Origin of the sequence: Magnetospira sp. QH-2 (assembly GCF_000968135.1) — a bacterium.
Lineage (GTDB): Bacteria > Pseudomonadota > Alphaproteobacteria > Rhodospirillales > Magnetospiraceae > Magnetospira.
In genome coordinates, this window is record NZ_FO538765.1 from 978532 (window position 1) to 996536 (window position 18005).

Consider the following 18005-nt stretch of genomic DNA (forward strand, 5'->3'; position numbering starts at 1 on the left):
TGTTCTGGTGATGCTCACGGACCTTCCTTCATGATACCTGAATTTCCAGCATTGGGGTGCCCAATTCCAAAGCGATGGCTGTTTGGCTGTGATCCGGCGGACCATTTATGAAAAGCGAAAGACTTTAATCCGCTGTATCCAGCCACAAAGTCACCGGCCCGTCATTGATCAGGCTGACCTGCATGTCGGCGCCGAAACGTCCGGTTTCCACCACGAAATCGAGCTTGCGAAGCTCCTCCACGAATAGATCATAGAAGGCTTCGCCCTTGGCAGGGGGAGCGGCGGCGGAAAATCCGGGCCGGTTGCCCTTGCGCCATTGGGCCGCCAGGGTGAACTGGCTGACCGCGAGAACCGCGCCGCGGATATTTTGAACCGAATGGTTCATTTTGCCGTCGTCGTCTTGGAAAATGCGCAGTTTGGCGATCTTTCCCGCCAGGAAGGCCACATCTTCGGGGGTGTCGTCGGGCATGGCGCAGACCAGCACCAACAGACCCCGTCCGATGCGCCCTGTGGTCTCGCCGTCGACGGTCACCGAGGCCTCGGTGACCCGTTGCACGACCGCCTTCATGGTCGCCCAAAGGCCAGGTCGGCGCAGAGCTTGCGGAAGGCCCGCTGGGTGATGCGCTTGCTAAAGTGATGATGATTGCTCATGGATTTCAGGCGGTCATAGAGTTCGGCGCTTTTGCGGTCCAAATCCGTGACGTTCCAGGGAAAGGGCTCGAAGGCGGCGATGGCGTGAGACAATTTGGTGCGGTAGAGGGTGATCAAACCCGGTCCCTCTGCCTCGGTGGCATTGTCCGCATCGGCCAGCACCTTGGCCATGGCGAACACGGCGGCCTTGTTCCAGCATCTGGGGCTGATATCGGCCGTATAGCGCTCTATGAGCTGTTCCAGTTCGTCGTCCACGGCCAGCAGAATTTCCATCTTATCCAGGCCCTTTTGGTGCAGCCGATAGGCATGCTCCAACAAGGGTTGGATGTTTTCCGAAGCACACTTGTCAGCGCCCGGACAGCGCTCGCAGGATTCCATGATTGCGTCGTTTCCACAGTCTGTTGTTTCTTGCCATATAGGCATCAGAATGGCGAGATGGAAGGGGAACGATACCGCGAATGGGCGTGCCGTCAAAGGCTGGCGCCCGCGCCTACTACGATGGTTTGCCCGCGCAATCCGTGTCGATGGGCAGGGTGAACTGGAATCGGCAACCTTCCCCCGGGGCGCTGTCGACCCAGATGCGTCCTCCGTGGCGGTCAAGGATTTTTCGGCAAATGGCGAGGCCGATTCCGCTGCCCGCAACAGCCGATTCCCGGTCGTGCAGTCGGCGGAAAACATCGAAAACCGCTTCCCTTTGCGACGGATCGATTCCGATGCCGTTGTCCTGGACGGAAAATCTCGCAAACCCGTTCTCCATATGCCCGGTGATCTCGATGCGGGGCGGCTGGTCCGGGTGCCGGTACTTGATCGCATTGCCGATCAGGTTTTGGAACAGGCGCATGACCTGAGAGCGGTCGCCCATGACGCAGGGTAGATTATCAGGGGTGACCACCTCTGCCCCGAATTCCTTGATCGGAGACCTCAGATTGTCGAGCGCCTCTCGCAAGGCTTCGCCGCTGTCCACCGGTTCGAAGGCGGTGCCATGGCTGGCAACCCGGGAGTAGTCCAACAGATCCTCGATCAGCCGATCCATGCGCTTGGCCCCATCGACAGCAAAATCCATGTACTCGTGGGCTTCCTGATCGAGGGCGTCTTTGTACTTCCGGTCGAGAAGCTGCAGATAGCTCGCCACCATCCGCAACGGCTCCTTGAGATCGTGGGAAACCGAGTAGGCGAATTGCTGTAGTTCGGTGTTGGACCGTTCCAATTCATCCGTGCGTTCCGCCAACTGGCGTTCCGCCTCGCGGCGCTCGGCGTTCTCCCGGTTCAATTGGTTGATGAAGGCGGCTTGCTGTTCCTGCTCCTTGATGACCGCGGGGATCAGCCGACGCAGTAATAGTCCGACCACGACGAGGGCAACGATGAGATTGATGGCCTTTGGGATGAAAACAATTTCGGGCCGGACCAGAAAGTCGTAGATCTCCGAGGGAATCAGGCCGACCCTCGCGGTGTACCAGGCGCCGAAAAAGGAGCTTTCAAAAAGGGTTCGGAAGGCATCGACCGCAAGTACCAGAAACAAAATGGCAAGCGGTCCGCTCAATTCGCTTAGTTGGCGCCGGTGAAGGAAGTAGAACAACAGGATAGCCGTCCAGATACCGACCAGCAGCCAATAGGTGATCGGTGTCAAATACCGGAAAACTTCCGCCATCCCGTCCATGCGGTACCTCAACTTCCCCAAGGTCAAGCAGATTGGCGACCCTGTGCCCCTATCCAGACGAAGTATACTATTACAACATAACTATTCGATCGTAAAGGAAGCCGGTCTATTGCCCGAGAAGCACGACGAACCGCGCGACCGCCTCGTCGAGCGATCCGCCGTTGTCCAGTGCAACCACATCGTTTCCCTTTAGATCGAAGGCCTGGGCGCGTTCGAGGCGGCGTTGGATCTGTTGCTCGTTCTCCCGGCCCCGGGCGCGAAGCCGCTGGGCGAGAATCCCTTGTGGCACGGTGACCGAGATGACCTGGACTTTCGGGAACGAGGCGCGGGCAGTATCCAAGATACCCCTGGAAGCATTGACCACCACCTTGCGCCCTTGGGCCAGATCGCCACGCACCTCGGCGGGTACTCCATAACGCAGGTCATGAGCATCCCAATGCAGGGCAAAGGCCTTGTCGGATCGCATCTTTTCGAAGGTTGCCTCATCGACGGCCCGGTGGTTCTCGCCACCGGCACTGGCGGGGCGCGTAATGACCCGGCGGACAAAGATCACGTCGCTTTTATCCGCCAACGCCACCCGGGCGCCATTCAACAGACTGTCCTTGCCCGAGCCACTGGGGCCGACGATCAGGAACAGGGTGCCTGGAATGGATTCAGAATGGGACATGCCTCGGACCTAACAGATTCTCATGCCCCTGTCATGACAGGGGTGGTTTCCGAATACCCGGCTGCTCGTCGAACAGATCGGCCAGGTTTTGCAACATGGCGCCGCCCAGTTCCTCGGCATCGACGATGGTCACGGCGCGGCGGTAGTAACGGGTGACATCGTGGCCAATACCGATGGCCAGCAGTTCCACCGGCGAGCGGGTCTCGATGTACTCGATCACCTGCCGCAGGTGCCGTTCCAGGTAATTGCCGGGATTGACCGACAGAGTGGCGTCATCCACCGGCGCGCCGTCGGAGATGACCATCAGGATCCGTCTCTGTTCCTGACGAGCGATCAGCCGGTCATGGGCCCAGGACAGGGCCTCGCCGTCGATGTTTTCCTTCAGCAGGCCTTCGCGCAGCATCAGGCCCAGATTGCGTCGCGCCCGCCGCCAGGGGGCATCGGCGCTCTTGTAGACGATGTGGCGCAGGTCATTGAGACGGCCCGGATTGGCCGGCTTGCCATCTTGCACCCACTTGTCCCGCGCCAGGCCGCCTTTCCAGGCCCGGGTGGTAAAGCCGAGGATCTCCACCTTCACCCCGCAGCGCTCCAGGGTATGAGCGAGAATATCGGCGGAGATGGCGGCGATGGTGATGGGGCGCCCGCGCATGGAGCCGGAATTGTCGATCAGCAGGCTGACCACCGTATCCTTGAAATCGGTATCCTTTTCCCACTTGTAGGACAGGGGCTGAAACGGATCGATGACGATACGGGTCAGACGGGCGCTGTCCAGGTAGCCTTCTTCCAGGTCGAAGTCCCAGGATCGTTGCTGCTTGGCCATCAAGCGCCGTTGCAGCCGGTTGGCCAGCCGGGTGACCACCCCTTGAAGATTGGCCAGCTGCATGTCCAACTGGGTGCGCAGCCGCCCCAGTTCGTCCGGATCACAGAGATCGGCGGCTTCCACCACTTCGTCGTAGGCCGGGGTATAGGCATGATAGGCGGTGCGGCGCTCGTCCTGGTCCTGTTGATTGTGGTCGCGCTCCGAGGGGCCCGCGGGCGTCTCGTCACCGGTGCCGGGGACCAGATCCTCGCTGCCCTCGGTGGAGCCGCTTTCCATGGAATCCACGTCGCCGTCGAACTCCTGGCTGTCGCCGCCGGAGGGCATGTCCTCGCCGCTGTCCTCGCGGCCCGCGTCGTCCGGGCTGTCGTCGCTGGGCTGTTCGGCCTCGTCCTCGCCGTCGTCCTGGCGCTCTTCCTCGTCATCCACGTCCCGGTCCGGCGGCGGCGCGATATCGAGCATGCCCATGATATCGCGCAGGGCCCGGGCGAAGGCTTTCTGGTCTTCCATCAACTCGGGCAGGTCGTCCAGCCGTCCGTGCAGTTTCTCGGTCAGTTCGCCGCGCCACAGATCCGCCGCCGGTTTGACGGCCGGGGGCAGATCGCGGTCGGTCAGTTTCTCGCGGACCAACAGGCCCAAGGCATCGTTCAGCGGCACTTCGGCGCGCTCGGCCACGTTGGCATAGCCCCGGGATCGGCCGCGCTCGTCCAGCAACAAGGTGAGGTTTTCCGCCACTCCAGCCAGTCGGCGGCTGCCCAGGGCCTCGACGCGGGCCTGCTCCACGGCGTCAAAGACGGCTTCGGCTTCCTGACTGCCTGCCGGCTTGAAACGGTCATGGATCTTGTCATCGTGATAGCGCAGCCGCAGCGCCGAGGCATCCGCCGCGCCGCGCAGCCTCGCCAATTCCTCCGGCGGCACGCGCAGGGTCGGTGTCGGCAGCCGCACGGTCAGCCCGGTCACATTCTGATTGCCGGGGGAGAAGGCGACCTCGGTCCGCTTGTCCTCGGCCAAGGCCTTGACCGACGCGGCGGTGACCCTCTTGACCCGGTCCTGGCGGCTCTCGGCGGTCATCCGACCCTACAGTACCGTCGCCTTGGCCACTGATTCGGGCAGTTCCTCACCGAAACAGCGCTGGTAGTATTCTGCAACCACGGGCCGTTCCATTTCGTCACATTTATTGAGAAAGGTCACCCGGAAGGCAAAGGCGATGTCGCCGAAGATCTCGGCATTCTCGGCCCAGGTCAGCACTGTGCGCGGCGACATGACGGTGGAAATATCGCCGTTGATGAAGCCCGAACGGGTCATGTCGGCCAGTTCGACCATGGCACTGATCTTTTGTTGGCCGTCCTCGGTCTGATAGCCGGGCATCTTGGCCAGCATGATGTTCACCTCGGCATCATGAGGGAGGTAGTTCAGGGTGGCGACGATATTCCAGCGGTCCATCTGGCCCTGGTTGATCTGTTGGGTGCCGTGATACAGCCCCGTGGTATCGCCCAGTCCCACGGTGTTGGCGGTTGAAAACAGCCGGAAACAGGGATGCGGGCGGATGACCTTCGTCTGATCAAGCAGGGTCAGCTTGCCCTCGCGCTCCAAAATCCGTTGGATGACGAACATCACGTCGGGCCGTCCGGCGTCGTATTCATCAAACACCAGCGCCACAGGGTGTTGCAGCGCCCAGGGCAGCATGCCTTCCTTGAACTCGGTGATCTGCTGACCGTCCTGCAACACGATGGCGTCCTTGCCGATCAGATCGATTCGCGAGATATGGCTGTCCAGATTGACCCGCACGCAGGGCCAGTTCAGCCGCGCCGCCACTTGTTCGATATGGGTCGACTTGCCGGTGCCGTGATAGCCCTGGATCATGACCCGCCGGTTATGGGCGAACCCAGCCAGGATGGCCAGGGTGGTTTCCTTGTCGAACAAGTAGGTATCGTCTCGCTCCGGCACATGCTCTTCGCCATCGGAAAAGGCCGGTACCTCCAGATCCACGTCGATACCAAAGGTCTTGCGCACGTCGCAAGTGGTGTCGGGCGCATTGAGCGGAAATGTACTTTGCATATCTGTCATCTGATCGGGATCCGTCGAGGCGGGGGACAAGCTGCCTGTTGGTAGCGCTTTTACGGGGGGCGGGTAAAGGGGATAGCGGGCTTCCAAGGTGTTTTCCACAGCACAAGTGGGAACTGGCCTCGAATATTTCAATTTAAATTATAGGGTGTATGTTTGAGCTTATTCGTGAAAAAATAATATTCTGTGATCCAGCGCATTTTATGAAATTTCGTATCAAAATAATACGTAAATAATTGATTCGTAGATACTTGCTGGCGGTCCTACTATTTCATTTAGACAAGGCATTTCACTTGGGATGTCATGGTCGGACAACGATGTAATGATTTTCATGTCGCACCTGGACTAATGGGAGATTCTGAAACGTTGTTGTCTGGAATAGTTCTATGTGCGTATATGCGCACTCAGATATACGGGGCAGTACGATGACCACCACTCTTTCCGATCTTCAGGCCAGTATCCTCGATTCCAGTGCCGACTGGGATGTGATCGACGGTGTCATCCAAGGGGGATGGCGCCATGGCTATTTGGATCTTAGCAATTTGAATTTGCTTGATATTGATCTGATTGATGGTGGCGCGGGCAACGATACGATCATTGGCTCCAACGGGGGCGACATCATTCGAGGCGGCCGAGGGAATGATGTCCTGCGTGGCGGTGATGGCGACGACGTATTTCTGAATGAAGGCCGTGATCAGGGCAGCGACCAGGTCAATGGCGGCGCGGGCTTTGATACAATTCTCGGCGGAACGGCCGACGACGTTATCGGGGTTGCTCAGCATTTTGATGCGGCCAATTCCATCGAAGTGATCGACGGCGGAGCCGGGACGGACAGCCTGCAAGGATCATGGCGCAACAACATCATGGATTTCAGCGGCACGGAACTGCGCGGTATCGAGCTTATTGATGGTGGCAGTGGAAACGATACCATCACCGGAAGCGCCGGAGATGATACGATTCGTGGTGGAATCGGTAACGATATTCTCGACGGCGGGGACGGCAATGATGTCTTCCTCTACGACGGAGCGGATCAGAACTGGGATTCGATCAACGGAGGTAAAGGTTTCGACACCATCCTCGGCGGCGCGGCGGACGATGTGATCGGACTGGGAGATACCTTCGATGCAACCAATTCCATCGAGGTGATCGATGGCGGCGGCGGGACAGATGTGCTGCAAGGCTCCTGGCGCAATGATGTGATGGATTTTACAGGGACCGAGCTGCGCAACATCGAACGAATTGATGGCGGCAACGGGCAGGACACCATATTCGGTAGCGAGGCCGCGGACACCATTCAAGGAGCGAATGGCAACGATATCCTGGTCGGCGGGGCGGGCGACGACCGGTTCCTGGTGCAGGGAAGCGGACACGGGTTCGATGAGATCGATGGTGGCAATGGACAAGATTCAATCCAAGGCAGCGCCGATGACGATGTCATCGGTCTGTGGGGCGATTTTAGTGCTGAAAACAGTATCGAATCGATTGATGGCGGCGCGGGTACGGATACTGTCCAGGGGGGATGGACCCATGACACCTGGGATTTCAGTTCCGTGGAACTGCGGAACGTGGAAGCCATCGACGGCGGTGGCGGCAACGACGTCATCACAGGGTCACAAGGCTCGGACTCCATTTTTGGCGGAGACGGCAACGATACGTTGATCGCCGATGGCGCCGGCGGCGATGCGTTTGCCGGTGGCGCTGGTGTGGATACCTTGGTGTTCGACGGCAATCGGACCGATTACGTCGTCAATGGGGTGGCTGGAACGGTGACCCACGGCAGCGGTGTTGTTGATCGATTCGGAGCGGATATCGAGTTTCTCGGTTTCGCCGATGAAGTGGTTGCGACCGCCGACCTGGAAGGCGGCCCTTTGGTGGAGCCTCCGTTCCAATTGTCTGGGAACACGCTCGAAGTGGGTATTGGCAAGACCTTTGCGACGGTGCAGGAAGCCTGGGCCGTGGCCGAGGCGGGCGATACCCTGATGATTTACGAAGGAACATACCAATTCTCCGGCAACGAGTATTATAGCCGCTATGACGACGACCACCCGCTGCTGGTCAATCAGGACTTGGCGATCATCGGCGTCGGAGACGTGGTGTTCAATGTCGGCACGGTTTCCAAAGGCGCGCTCGTTGTCGCGGGGGAGGCCAGCCTTTATGTGGAAAACATCTCATTTACCGGCGCGAACAATACCAGCCTGAACGGCGCCGGAATTCGCCATCAAGGCAATGATCTGACGGTGGTGAATTCAACATTCACCGACAACCAGAACGGTATTCTGGGGTCCGGCGACGGCACGGGCCAGGAGATTCGGATCATTGGGTCCCAATTCGTCAATAACGGAGCCGGAGACGGTTTCAGCCATGGGATCTATGTTGGAACGGCTGATAGTTTGATCATCGAGGACAGTGAATTCCGCGATACAAATATTGGCCACCATGTGAAATCGCTGGCGGCCAATACCGTGGTCCGCAATTCCATCCTTGATGACGGCAACGGCACGGCCAGCATGAATATCGATGTGACCGCCGGTGGCGATCTGCTGGTCGAAGGCAACCAAATCATCCAATCGCCCAATAGCGATAATCCCCGGATGATCTGGTATTCAACCGACCGCGGTGGAGAAGCCGGGACCATCACCATTCGCGACAATGAATTCATCAATGAGTTGGATGGTGGACCTTTGATCGGGGTCTCGGAAAGCGTTGTCGGTATCTCGATGGTGTTGGAGAACAACCAGATCACCGACCCTTCGGGCATCGAGTCCATTTCCAACAATCCTTTCCAGAGTACGGGAAACGTCGTCAACGGCGAAGCCATCGCGGACGGGACTTACGACCCGGCCATGAATTTCGGAACTTATCGTTCAGAGGTGATCGACTTCAGCCAAGCGGACCTCGATTTGGTCGCCTACATCGACGGCGCGGGTGGCAGCGATACTATCATCGGGACGAATGGCGACGACTTCATCATTGGTGGCGCGGGCAACGACTCCCTTCAAGGGGGAGGCGGCAACGACCAGTTTATTGTTAGCGGCACCGACCAAGGGCAGGATGAGTTCAGTGGCGGCGCGGGTGTGGACACCATCAGTGGCGGCGACGATGACGATACCATTGGCATTGGCTGGAATCTCGACGCCTCTCATTCCATCGAAGCGATCGACGGGGGAGCCGGGACCAACGTGATCCAGGGCTCATGGCGGCACAACACCATGGATTTCAGCGCCACCGAGGTGAGCAATATCGACCTGATCGACGGCGGTGGTGGTCATGATACCATTACCGGCTCGACCGCCGAGGATATGGTTCAAGGTGGCGGCGGCAATGATGTCTATGTGCATCGGGCCTCCGATCAGATCTCCGGGGTCGATCATTTCGACGGTGGTCTAGGCACAGACGAAGTGCGCATCGAATTCAACAGCACAGCCGACTATGCGGCCGGGTACCAGGAATTGATGGCACTCCTTGATTCCTTTGATGGCGGAGCGGCGGGGTCACAGGCGGATAATCCGCAGATCATTGGTCTGACCCTCGAAAATGTTGAAAAAGTCACGGTAACCGTCGAAGGCGAGGCCGACCCGATGATCAGCTATAGCGTGACCCAACCGGACAACGCGGTGATTACGTCACCGGATGACCTGGGCGCCTGATTTTTGGGGCGTTCCGATCAAGTGATGCTGCCCATCAGAGTCTGATAGGCAGCATTGATCCGTTTAAATCGTTCCTCTGAATCTTTGTTGCCTTGGTTCGCGTCCGGATGGTGGCGCTTGACCAATTCCTTATAGCGGGCGCGGAGGACTTCCAGGGTCAGCGGCGGTGTCAAATTCAGTTCCTCCAGGGCCGCCGCCTCCGGGGAGCCGCGCATGGGTCGCTTGATTTCTTCTTCCGGTTCGTCGTCGCGGAAAAAGCCAAACGGGTCTTCGATGTTTTCGATGGTCGGATTTGATTTGACCTTGGGTCCCGCCCCCCAACGCCAAGTCGGCCGATCCCAGATGGTATCGCGACGCAGATCCGCTTCCACTTGATTCTCATTCATGCCCGCGTAGTAGTTCCAAGACGCGTTGTATTCCCGCACATGATCGAGGCAGAACCAGCGATAGTCATGTATGTTGTCGCGCGACTTCGGGGCCCGATAAAGACCTTCGCCTTTGCAGTCGGGCCATTCACAAAGGGGTACATCGGGATCGCCCGGTTCATAGAACCGACCATCGGATTTTCTGCGTCGTCCAGCCATATGTGCATAATGGGGTTTCCCGGCTTCGCAGGCAAGGTGAACGGCCTCTTGACGCGGCTCTTTGCGCGCCCTACCTGTGATCCACTGATCGTGTCCGCGCACGGTCTTCTCTCATCGCAAGGAAATTGCCCATGCCCGTCGCCGAAACCATGAAAAACAAGCTGACTGAAGCCTTGGCGCCCGTCGCTTTGGAAGTGATCGACGATTCCCATCGCCATGCCGGTCACGCCGGGGCCAACCCCAAGGGCGAAAGCCATTTCAATGTGCGGGTGGTATCGGCAGCCTTTGAAGGAAAAAGCCGGGTCGAGCGTCAGCGCATGGTCTATGGGGTGTTGGCCGAGGAAATGGCCGGGCCGGTGCATGCCCTGCAGCTCTCGACCCAGACTCCAGATGAGGTTGTTTAACAGGCTGCTGAAAAAGTGTTGTCCGACGGCCCGCCTCGCCCTTCGACAAGCTCAGGGTGAGGCTAACATGTTGAAAATTCGAAGGACCTCATGCTGAGCTTGTCGAAGCATGTGTCGCCACAGGCTCGAAATCGGACTTTTTCAGCAGCCTGTTAGAACTCCGAGGCCGACCCACGTGGTCCGATCACCGCGTCTCGATGGATATAGACGCTCATCACCAGCCCGAACCCGAGCATCAAGGTCAGCATGGCCGTGCCGCCGTAGGAAATCAGCGGTAGCGGCACGCCGACCACGGGGATCAGTCCCATGACCATGGCAATGTTGATGAACACATAAAGGAAGAAGGTCGAGGTGATGCCGATGGCCACCAACCGCCCGAACTGATTGCGTGAGCGCAAGGCGATGGCAAACCCGAAGGCCAGGATCAGCACATAAAGCCCCAACAATGTCAGTCCGCCCAGCATGCCGAATTCTTCGGCCAGCATGGTGAAGATAAAATCGGTCTGTTTTTCCGGCAGGAAACTCAGGTGGCTCTGGGTGCCCTGCATGAAGCCTTTGCCCGTCAGCCCTCCGGCGCCCAGCGCGATCTTCGATTGAGTGATGTGATACCCGGCGCCCAGCGGATCGCGACCCGGGTCCAGGAAGGTCAGCACCCGGCTTTGCTGATAGTCATGCATCAACTGCCAGGCCACCGGCAAACTCCCCAGGGCGGCAAGCCCGGTGACCACAAAAATCCAGGTCCGTACCCCTGCCATGTAAAACACCACGACGGCGGTGGCGGCAAGCATCAAGGTGGTCCCCAGATCCGGTTGACGCAGCACCAGCACGGCGGGCAGCGCCACCATGAACAATGGCGGCAGAAGGATGGAAAGACGTCCGATATCTTCCAGGCTGATGCTATGGAAATACCGGCCCAGGGCCAGCACCAGAGCGATCTTCATGACTTCCGAAGGCTGCAGGGTGATGAATCCCAAATCAATCCAGCGCTGGGCGCCCATGCCGATGAAGCCCATGAACTCCACGGCGACAAGCATGACCAGCGCAATGAAATAGAAGGCGTAGGCGTAGCGGAGCCAGGATCGAATATCCACCAGAGCAACAAAAATCATCAAGCCCAAGCCCATGGCAAAGCGAACGGCCTGGCGCGAGGCCCAGGGGTGCCAGTCGCCATTGGCGGCCGAATACAGCATGCCAATCCCCACCGCTGCCGCGACAGAGAGCAGAAACACCAGCATCCAATTCATGTGCAGCAGTTTTTCGCCGACGGTCATGCGGGCGTTCTGGGCGATTTCACGGCTCATGCGGGCTCTTCCTGATCGACCGAGGCAGACGGAGTGGAGGTCGGGTGCGAACGAGCCGGGTCCCGCCGCTGGGTCTCGATCAGGATATCGCGGGCGATCGGTGCGGCGACTTTCGAGCCACCGCCGCCATGTTCGACCAACACACTGACCGCGTAGCGCGGCGCATGGACAGGGGCAAAGCCCACGAACAGCGCGTGATCCCGCTCTTTCCACGGCAGTTCGTCGTTTTTCAATACCCGGGTTTCCCGTTCCGCCTTGGTGATCCGGCGGACCTGAGCGGTGCCCGTCTTGCCGGCCATTTCCATGCCTTCTTCCGTGATCTTCGAGCCGCGGGCGGTGCCGCGGGGGCCGTTTACGACCGACGACATGGCTTCAAGGACCATTTTCAAATGGCTGGGCACCAGACCGAGGGATTTTGTTTCGGCGGCCTTGCGCGGCTCGGTGCCGTCGGAAGAAACCTGTTCGGCGGTCAGATACGGCGTGATTTCCTTGCCGCCGTTGGCCAGACGGGCTGTCATCACCGCCAACTGAAGGGGAGTGGTCAGAACATAGCCCTGTCCGATACCGGTGATCAGGGTCTCGCCTCCCTGCCAAGGCTGGCCGATCGTCGCCCGTTTCCAGTCGCGGGTCGGAATCAGGCCGGTACGTTCGCCGGGCAGGTCAATGTCGAGGCGGGTACCCAGGCCCAAGCGCTGGGCCATCGCCGCGATGCGGTCGACGCCGGTTTTGCGGGCGATATCATAGAAATAGACATCGCAGGAATGCTGAATGGCATCGTGCAGATTCATGGCACCATGGCCACCGCGCTTCCAACAATGGAAGCGGGCATTGCCAAGAGTGGTGTGGCCGTTGCAGAAAATCTCGGTTTCCGGCGTGATCACACCCCGCTCCAAGGCGGCCAAGGCGACCACCATTTTAAAGGTGGATCCGGGGGCATACTGTCCGGCGACGGCCTTGTTGGTCAGAGGGGCGCGGGGATTGGAGACGAGTTTCTTCCACTGACGCGAAGAGAGCCCCTTGTTGAAGTCGTTGGGGTCGTAGGCAGGGGATGAGACCATGGCCATGACGGCGCCGGTATGGATATCCAACACCACCGCCGCGGCACTTTCCTCGCCCAGCCGTTCCGCTACGACCTTTTGAAGATCCAGATCGATGGTCAAGGCGACTTCGGTACCTGGCTGGCCCTCATTGCGGGCGATTTCCTTGATCACCCGCCCAAAGGCATTGACCTCGACTTGGCTGGTGCCGCCACTGCCGCGCAGGGCCAGATCATAGACTTTTTCCAGTCCCGCCTTGCCGATCCGGAAGCCGGGAAGCTGTAGCAGCGGATCGCCGGTCTGTTCGGCTTCCGAAACCGCCGCCACATAGCCCAGAAGATGGGCCAGTTCCTTGCCGTGGGGATAATGCCGGGTCTGCCCCACGTCGATTAAGGCGCCGGGCAGGTCGGGGGTATTGACCTCGATGCGGGCCATGTCCTGCCAAGTCAGGTTCTCCTTGACCGTCACCGGCACGAAACTGCGTTTGCGGCGCACATCGCGCATGACCCGTTGGCGTTCATGGTCGGAAATGGGAATGATGGCGCTCAGGGCGTCCAAGGTGGCATTCAGGTCGGCGGTTTGTTCCGCGACCACCAGAACGCGATAGTTTTCGCGGTTCTCGGCCAATCGCCGCCCCAAATGATCGACAATATGGCCGCGCGGCGGGGGCAGTAGCCGCATGCTGATACGGTTTTCCTCGGCCAACGTGGCATAGCGCTCGGCTTCCATGACCTGCAGATAGTACATGCGACCGACCAGGGTCGAGAGCAGCAACGCTTGTCCGCCGCCCAGAACCGCAGCCCGGCGGGAGAAAATCTTGACGCGGTCGTTGTCTCCATGCATGCCGTGCGCCGCCTATTCCTGTCGCAACACGGTCTGCTGCCAACGGATCAGGCTCCAAGACAGCAGGGGGAAAAAGCCGATGGTGACCATATATTGGTACGTCAACGCGTGCAGGTCCAGCACCGCGCCGTGGAAAGCCGACATCAAAGCCCAAAGCTGGAGGGCCGCGGCCCCGAGAATCAGCGAAAAGCCCATCCAGACAATAAGAAAGGATTTTCCGGCCAGAAACCGGTTCTGCCAGACCACGATACCTTGTACCGTCAAGTAGACGAGGCAGCTCATGCCCAAAGGCAGGCCGCCAAGAATATCCTGCACCAAAGCCAGGGCGAAGACCGCCCCCGGCGGCAACAGGTCCGGGCGATAGACCGCCCAATGATACACCGAGGCCAAGGCCAATAGCGGCGTGATGCGCGCCATGCCCTCGATTTGCAGGGGAACAACACCCGCCAGCACCAAAATCAGGGTCAACCCGAAGGGCGTAAGGTTGCGGGCCAATTGATCCATGCGCTGCCAGAAGGATGGCTTCATGGTGCGTCCGCTTCCTGTTGCGGCAAGGTCGCGGGCAGGATGCCGGTCAGGCCCAGATCCACCACGCGGAGGTATTCCAAGCGATGCCGATCGACAAAGGGCTGTACTTGGACCAGGCCGTCGGTGACCGACGAAACGATGCCCACCGGCACACCGGGAGGCAGGGCGCCCGCGTGACCCGAGGTGATGATGCGGTCGCCGGGTGAAACGGTCGCGCCGTTGGGGAGGTACATCAGACGCGGGCGGTCCTGGTTGTCGCCAGCCAGAATGGCCCGGGTGCGGGTGGATTCCACCAGCACCGGAATACGGGAGTTGAGATCGGTAATCAGCAGAATGCGGGCGGATCGATGTCCGACGCTGGCCACGCGACCAACCAGCCCATCGCCGGTCAGCGCTGCCTGGCCCTTTTTTACGCCGTCCCGCTGTCCGGCGTTGAGGATCAGGCTATGGGCAAAGGCACCGCCCTGGTCGCCAATGACCCGACCGGTTACGAAAGTCGCGTTGGTCGGCGGCACATAAGCGGAAAGCTCCCGCAGGCTGACATTTTCGCTTTCCAGGTTGCGGGCCGCGGATTGCCACTGAAGCAGGCGGATGTTTTCTTCGCGCAGGCGGGCATTCTCTTCGCGAAGATGGCCCAGTTCCTGAACTTCCGCAATGACCCGATCCATCGCGTCCACCGGGCGTGTGACCAAATCGAGGATCGGCGCAAAGGCATCGACCACCTGGGCGCGGAAGCGATCCACCAGCACGGTATCGGCCTTGGAGAGCATCAAAAGGGTAAAGGCGGCCAGGATCAGCGACACATATGTGAAGCGCTGAATCATCTGCCGAATGGCAATAATACGAGGGACCGAACCCGGTCTCTGACCTACCATGTAAACGAACCGCCTTGTATCGTCACCGTCTTTCTTGTCTGGTGAAACAGTTCACCACATAGGACCTTGCCCGAAGACGGTTAACAATCCTTTTAATACATGGTGGTGAGCACGTTCTTCAAGGTTTTCATTTCCTCAAGGGCCCGACCGGTGCCCAGGGCAACGCAGGATAGCGGATCGTCGGCCAGCGACACCGGCAGGCCGGTGGCATGGCGTAGCACGTAGTCCATATTGCCCAACAGAGCGCCGCCGCCGGTCAGAACAATGCCCTTGTCGACGATATCGGCGGCCAGTTCCGGCGCGGTATGCTCCAGCGCCGACTTCACCGCCTCGATAATGGCACCCACCGGTTCGGCGAGGCTTTCGGAGATCTGCCGTTCGCTGATGACCAATTCCTTGGGGACACCGTTCATCAGATCGCGGCCCTTGATTTCCAAAGTCGCGCCTTCGCCGTCTTCGGGCGGACAGGCCGAGCCGATCTCTTCCTTGATCCGTTCGGCGGACCCTTCGCCGATCAGCAGGTTATGATTGCGGCGGATATAGGCGATGATTGCCTCGTCCATCTTGTCGCCGCCGACGCGCACCGAGCGGGCATAGACAATGCCGCCCAGGGACAGTACCGCCACCTCGGTGGTGCCGCCGCCGATATCGACGACCATGGAGCCGGTGGGCTCGGTCACCGGCAGCCCGGCGCCGATGGCCGCGGCCATGGGTTCCTCGATCAGGTAGACCCGGCGGGCCCCGGCGCTTTCGGCGGATTCCTGAATGGCGCGGCGCTCGACGGCGGTCGAGCCGGACGGCACACAGACCACCATCTGCGGACTGGCGAAACTGCGCCGGTTGTGCACCTTGCGGATGAAGTGCTTGATCATCTCATGGGCGATTTCGAAATCGGCGATGACCCCGTCGCGCAACGGGCGGATGGCCTGGATATTGCCGGGGGTTCGGCCCAGCATCAGCTTGGCTTCCTCGCCGACGGCCAGCACCTGTTTGCGGCCCTTGACCTCGGCGATGGCGACCACGGAGGGCTCATTGAGCACGATGCCGCGCCCCTTGACATATACGAGGGTATTGGCGGTACCCAGATCAATCGCCATGTCGGCGGAAAGAAAACCAAAAATCTTGGCGAACATTAAGACCTCGCGTCCCCGTTACCCAATGGAATGACTTGTGGGTGGACCCCAATAACGACGCGCCGCCCGGAAGTCAATTCCGGTACGGCGCGCGTATCATAGAGGCTCGTTATGCGTTCCGCTAGGGGGTAGGTTCCGGGGGCGGGCATTTTGGCCGAAGGCGGCCTTTCGGCGGTTCAAGGTCACCGGTATCCGTCCGGCCGTGCGGGGAGGCGGAACGCGGATTGCGCGTTGCCTGTCTGATTCTCCGGTGTGGGGGGGAGGCCGGAGCGCTACGATCAGGGAAGTAAATAATGAACCGTTGTCAAATCACGGTCTGTTTCGTCAAGTTCCGAGTTGATCGCCTAGCGGGGCAAGCGCCTGAACATCAAGAGGCAGCTTTAACAGGCTGCTTCTGTAATCGAGTCATTTGAGTCAAGCTGATTTCCAAGCCGTCGGTTTGAACCTGGGGTATGTGGCGCCCTTTGCTTCTGTCCGCGGTCGACGTCGTCGCCGCATGATGGGGATCAAGGGGGATCGGGTGCAGCAATCTGAAAAGCGTGGTCTTACGCCACTGCAGCCTGCGCGCTGTCATCCGAGCCCCGCGCGTCGCCACGCGTCCTGGCCGCCCTTCAGGGATCTCGGTTTTCGTTGTGTTTAGATGGCGGTCTCCTCCTTGCGGTACTGGAAGTCCGTGCCGTCGATCCACATGCGATGCATGATTACGGCGAGACGCGGGCAACGGCTACCTTGGCGCGTTTCATCCCGCGCCTTTGGCGACCGCGAGCCCCCAGTGTTTGAGCCAGGACCAACGGCGGGTTCGAGTGAGAAGTGCATTGGCGGCCTCGAACAAAAGCCAACGAACCATGGCATCTCCGCACTTGCTGATGGGGCCGCTTCGGTCCTGCTCTCCCGAGGCGTATCTGCGTGGGACAAGCCCGAAGTGGGCGCCGACCATGACCGACTTTTGAAACCGTTCCGGCACGTCGAGTCCTGTCCTGAAAGCGAGGGCGGTAACCGGGCCGACGCCGGGAACGGTCATCAGGCGCCGGCAAACGCTATCATCGCGCGCACGCATGAAACCTGCCGGTCGAGCTTGTCGAGTTGTTCGAGCAAGGCTTGGCGCGCACAGAAGAGCGGCTCGGCGGCTGCGCTGAGGTGCGGGTTATCAGCCGTCAATTCCCGAACCCGCGCCGCGAAAAGGCGTCCGCGCGCCATACCGACCTTGAGGCCGAAAGCTTTCAATGTTCCTCGTACCGTATTGGACAACTGACGGACCTGATGAACCAGGGTCTCCCGATGGGTCAGCACCATCCGGAGCTCCTGACTGCGCGCGGTCTTGACGTGGGTCGCGCGGTACAAACCGGTCCGCATCGCCTGGCTGATCAAGCGGGCGTCGCGACGGTCCGTCTTGACTGGGCTGGCGCTGGCAAAGGCCTTCATTTGCCGGGTCTCGATACAAATCACAGGGAGGCCCCGACTGGACAGTCCTGCGTACAGCCAAGGCGCCAGAGGGCCAGCTTCCAACCCAATTCGCGCAAAAACACGCCCGCTTTCCTCGAGCCAAGTGGCGACCGCCTCGGGTGTGCTTGACACCTTGCCTTCGCGAATGACGGTTCCCTTTGCATCAATCTCACAGATCGAAATGCTTGCCATCGATACGTCCATTCCAACAAAATACTCCATAGCTGGTCTCCTCTGTTCCATGTCCAGGAATTGACCCGGATACTTGATCAAGACCGAGTGTGGAGACCAGCTGACTGTCTAGCGCGTGTCGGGTCCAATCGGACCGCTAGACACGCGCGACCTTATTGGAAT

Annotated in this window: 14 protein-coding genes and 1 pseudogene; 2 read left to right on the forward strand and 13 right to left on the reverse strand. The window is 59.7% G+C overall.

Going from position 1 to position 18005, the window contains the following annotated elements:
* Window positions 1-124: 124 nt before the first annotated feature.
* The 6 genes from dtd to cobS all read right to left on the reverse strand — a co-directional run bounded on the left by dtd (window position 125) and on the right by cobS (window position 5850).
* Entirely contained in the window at window positions 125-568 is a 444-nt protein-coding gene (gene dtd, locus MGMAQ_RS04695; protein WP_046020631.1) for a D-aminoacyl-tRNA deacylase, read from the reverse strand.
* Window positions 565-1029, reverse strand: coding sequence for a hypothetical protein (locus tag MGMAQ_RS04700; RefSeq protein WP_046020632.1), 465 nt, complete (start codon window positions 1027-1029; stop codon window positions 565-567). The genes dtd and MGMAQ_RS04700 overlap by 4 nt, the downstream gene beginning before the upstream one ends.
* Window positions 1030-1144: 115 nt before the next feature.
* Complete coding sequence (locus MGMAQ_RS04705) at window positions 1145-2299, reverse strand: ATP-binding protein (protein ID WP_158498779.1); 1155 nt, start codon at window positions 2297-2299, stop codon at window positions 1145-1147.
* 115 nt (window positions 2300-2414) lie between these two features.
* Entirely contained in the window at window positions 2415-2975 is a 561-nt protein-coding gene (gene phnN / locus MGMAQ_RS04710; RefSeq protein ID WP_046020633.1) for a phosphonate metabolism protein/1,5-bisphosphokinase (PRPP-forming) PhnN, read from the reverse strand.
* Between the two features lie 31 nt (window positions 2976-3006).
* Window positions 3007-4863, reverse strand: a complete 1857-nt coding sequence (gene cobT / locus MGMAQ_RS04715) for a cobaltochelatase subunit CobT (protein ID WP_046020634.1) — start codon at window positions 4861-4863, stop codon at window positions 3007-3009.
* A 6-nt stretch (window positions 4864-4869) separates the two neighbouring features.
* A complete protein-coding gene (gene cobS / locus MGMAQ_RS04720; protein ID WP_252508677.1) occupies window positions 4870-5850 on the reverse strand; it encodes a cobaltochelatase subunit CobS in 981 nt (326 codons plus the stop codon).
* Window positions 5851-6281: 431 nt separating this feature from the next.
* Here cobS and MGMAQ_RS04725 point away from each other — a divergent pair, with 431 nt between their 5' ends.
* Window positions 6282-9503, forward strand: coding sequence for a calcium-binding protein (locus MGMAQ_RS04725; protein WP_046020635.1), 3222 nt, complete (start codon window positions 6282-6284; stop codon window positions 9501-9503).
* A 17-nt stretch (window positions 9504-9520) separates the two neighbouring features.
* On the opposite strand, the gene MGMAQ_RS04730 is transcribed toward MGMAQ_RS04725, so the two are convergent.
* On the reverse strand, window positions 9521-10087 hold the full coding sequence (locus tag MGMAQ_RS04730; protein ID WP_046020636.1) for a J domain-containing protein: 567 nt from the start codon (window positions 10085-10087) through the stop codon (window positions 9521-9523).
* Between the two features lie 131 nt (window positions 10088-10218).
* Between MGMAQ_RS04730 and MGMAQ_RS04735 the strand changes: the two genes are divergently transcribed.
* Entirely contained in the window at window positions 10219-10491 is a 273-nt protein-coding gene (locus MGMAQ_RS04735) for a BolA family transcriptional regulator (RefSeq protein ID WP_046020637.1), read from the forward strand.
* A 152-nt stretch (window positions 10492-10643) separates the two neighbouring features.
* On the opposite strand, the gene rodA is transcribed toward MGMAQ_RS04735, so the two are convergent.
* From rodA to MGMAQ_RS04765, 6 genes and pseudogenes are all read right to left on the reverse strand, one after another.
* Window positions 10644-11792, reverse strand: coding sequence for a rod shape-determining protein RodA (gene rodA, locus MGMAQ_RS04740; protein ID WP_046020638.1), 1149 nt, complete (start codon window positions 11790-11792; stop codon window positions 10644-10646).
* Entirely contained in the window at window positions 11789-13672 is a 1884-nt protein-coding gene (mrdA, locus tag MGMAQ_RS04745; RefSeq protein WP_046020639.1) for a penicillin-binding protein 2, read from the reverse strand. Before mrdA ends, rodA begins: the two co-directional genes overlap by 4 nt.
* A 12-nt stretch (window positions 13673-13684) precedes the next feature.
* A complete protein-coding gene (locus MGMAQ_RS04750; RefSeq protein WP_046020640.1) occupies window positions 13685-14200 on the reverse strand; it encodes a hypothetical protein in 516 nt (171 codons plus the stop codon).
* The gene (mreC, locus tag MGMAQ_RS04755) at window positions 14197-15075 is read right to left on the reverse strand and encodes a rod shape-determining protein MreC (protein WP_046020641.1); all 879 of its coding nucleotides are present in this window, start codon (window positions 15073-15075) and stop codon (window positions 14197-14199) included. The genes MGMAQ_RS04750 and mreC overlap by 4 nt, the downstream gene beginning before the upstream one ends.
* 92 nt (window positions 15076-15167) lie before the next feature.
* The gene (locus MGMAQ_RS04760; protein ID WP_046020642.1) at window positions 15168-16208 is read right to left on the reverse strand and encodes a rod shape-determining protein; all 1041 of its coding nucleotides are present in this window, start codon (window positions 16206-16208) and stop codon (window positions 15168-15170) included.
* Between the two features lie 636 nt (window positions 16209-16844).
* Window positions 16845-17873, reverse strand: a pseudogene (locus tag MGMAQ_RS04765) (IS110 family transposase).
* Window positions 17874-18005: the final 132 nt, after the last annotated feature.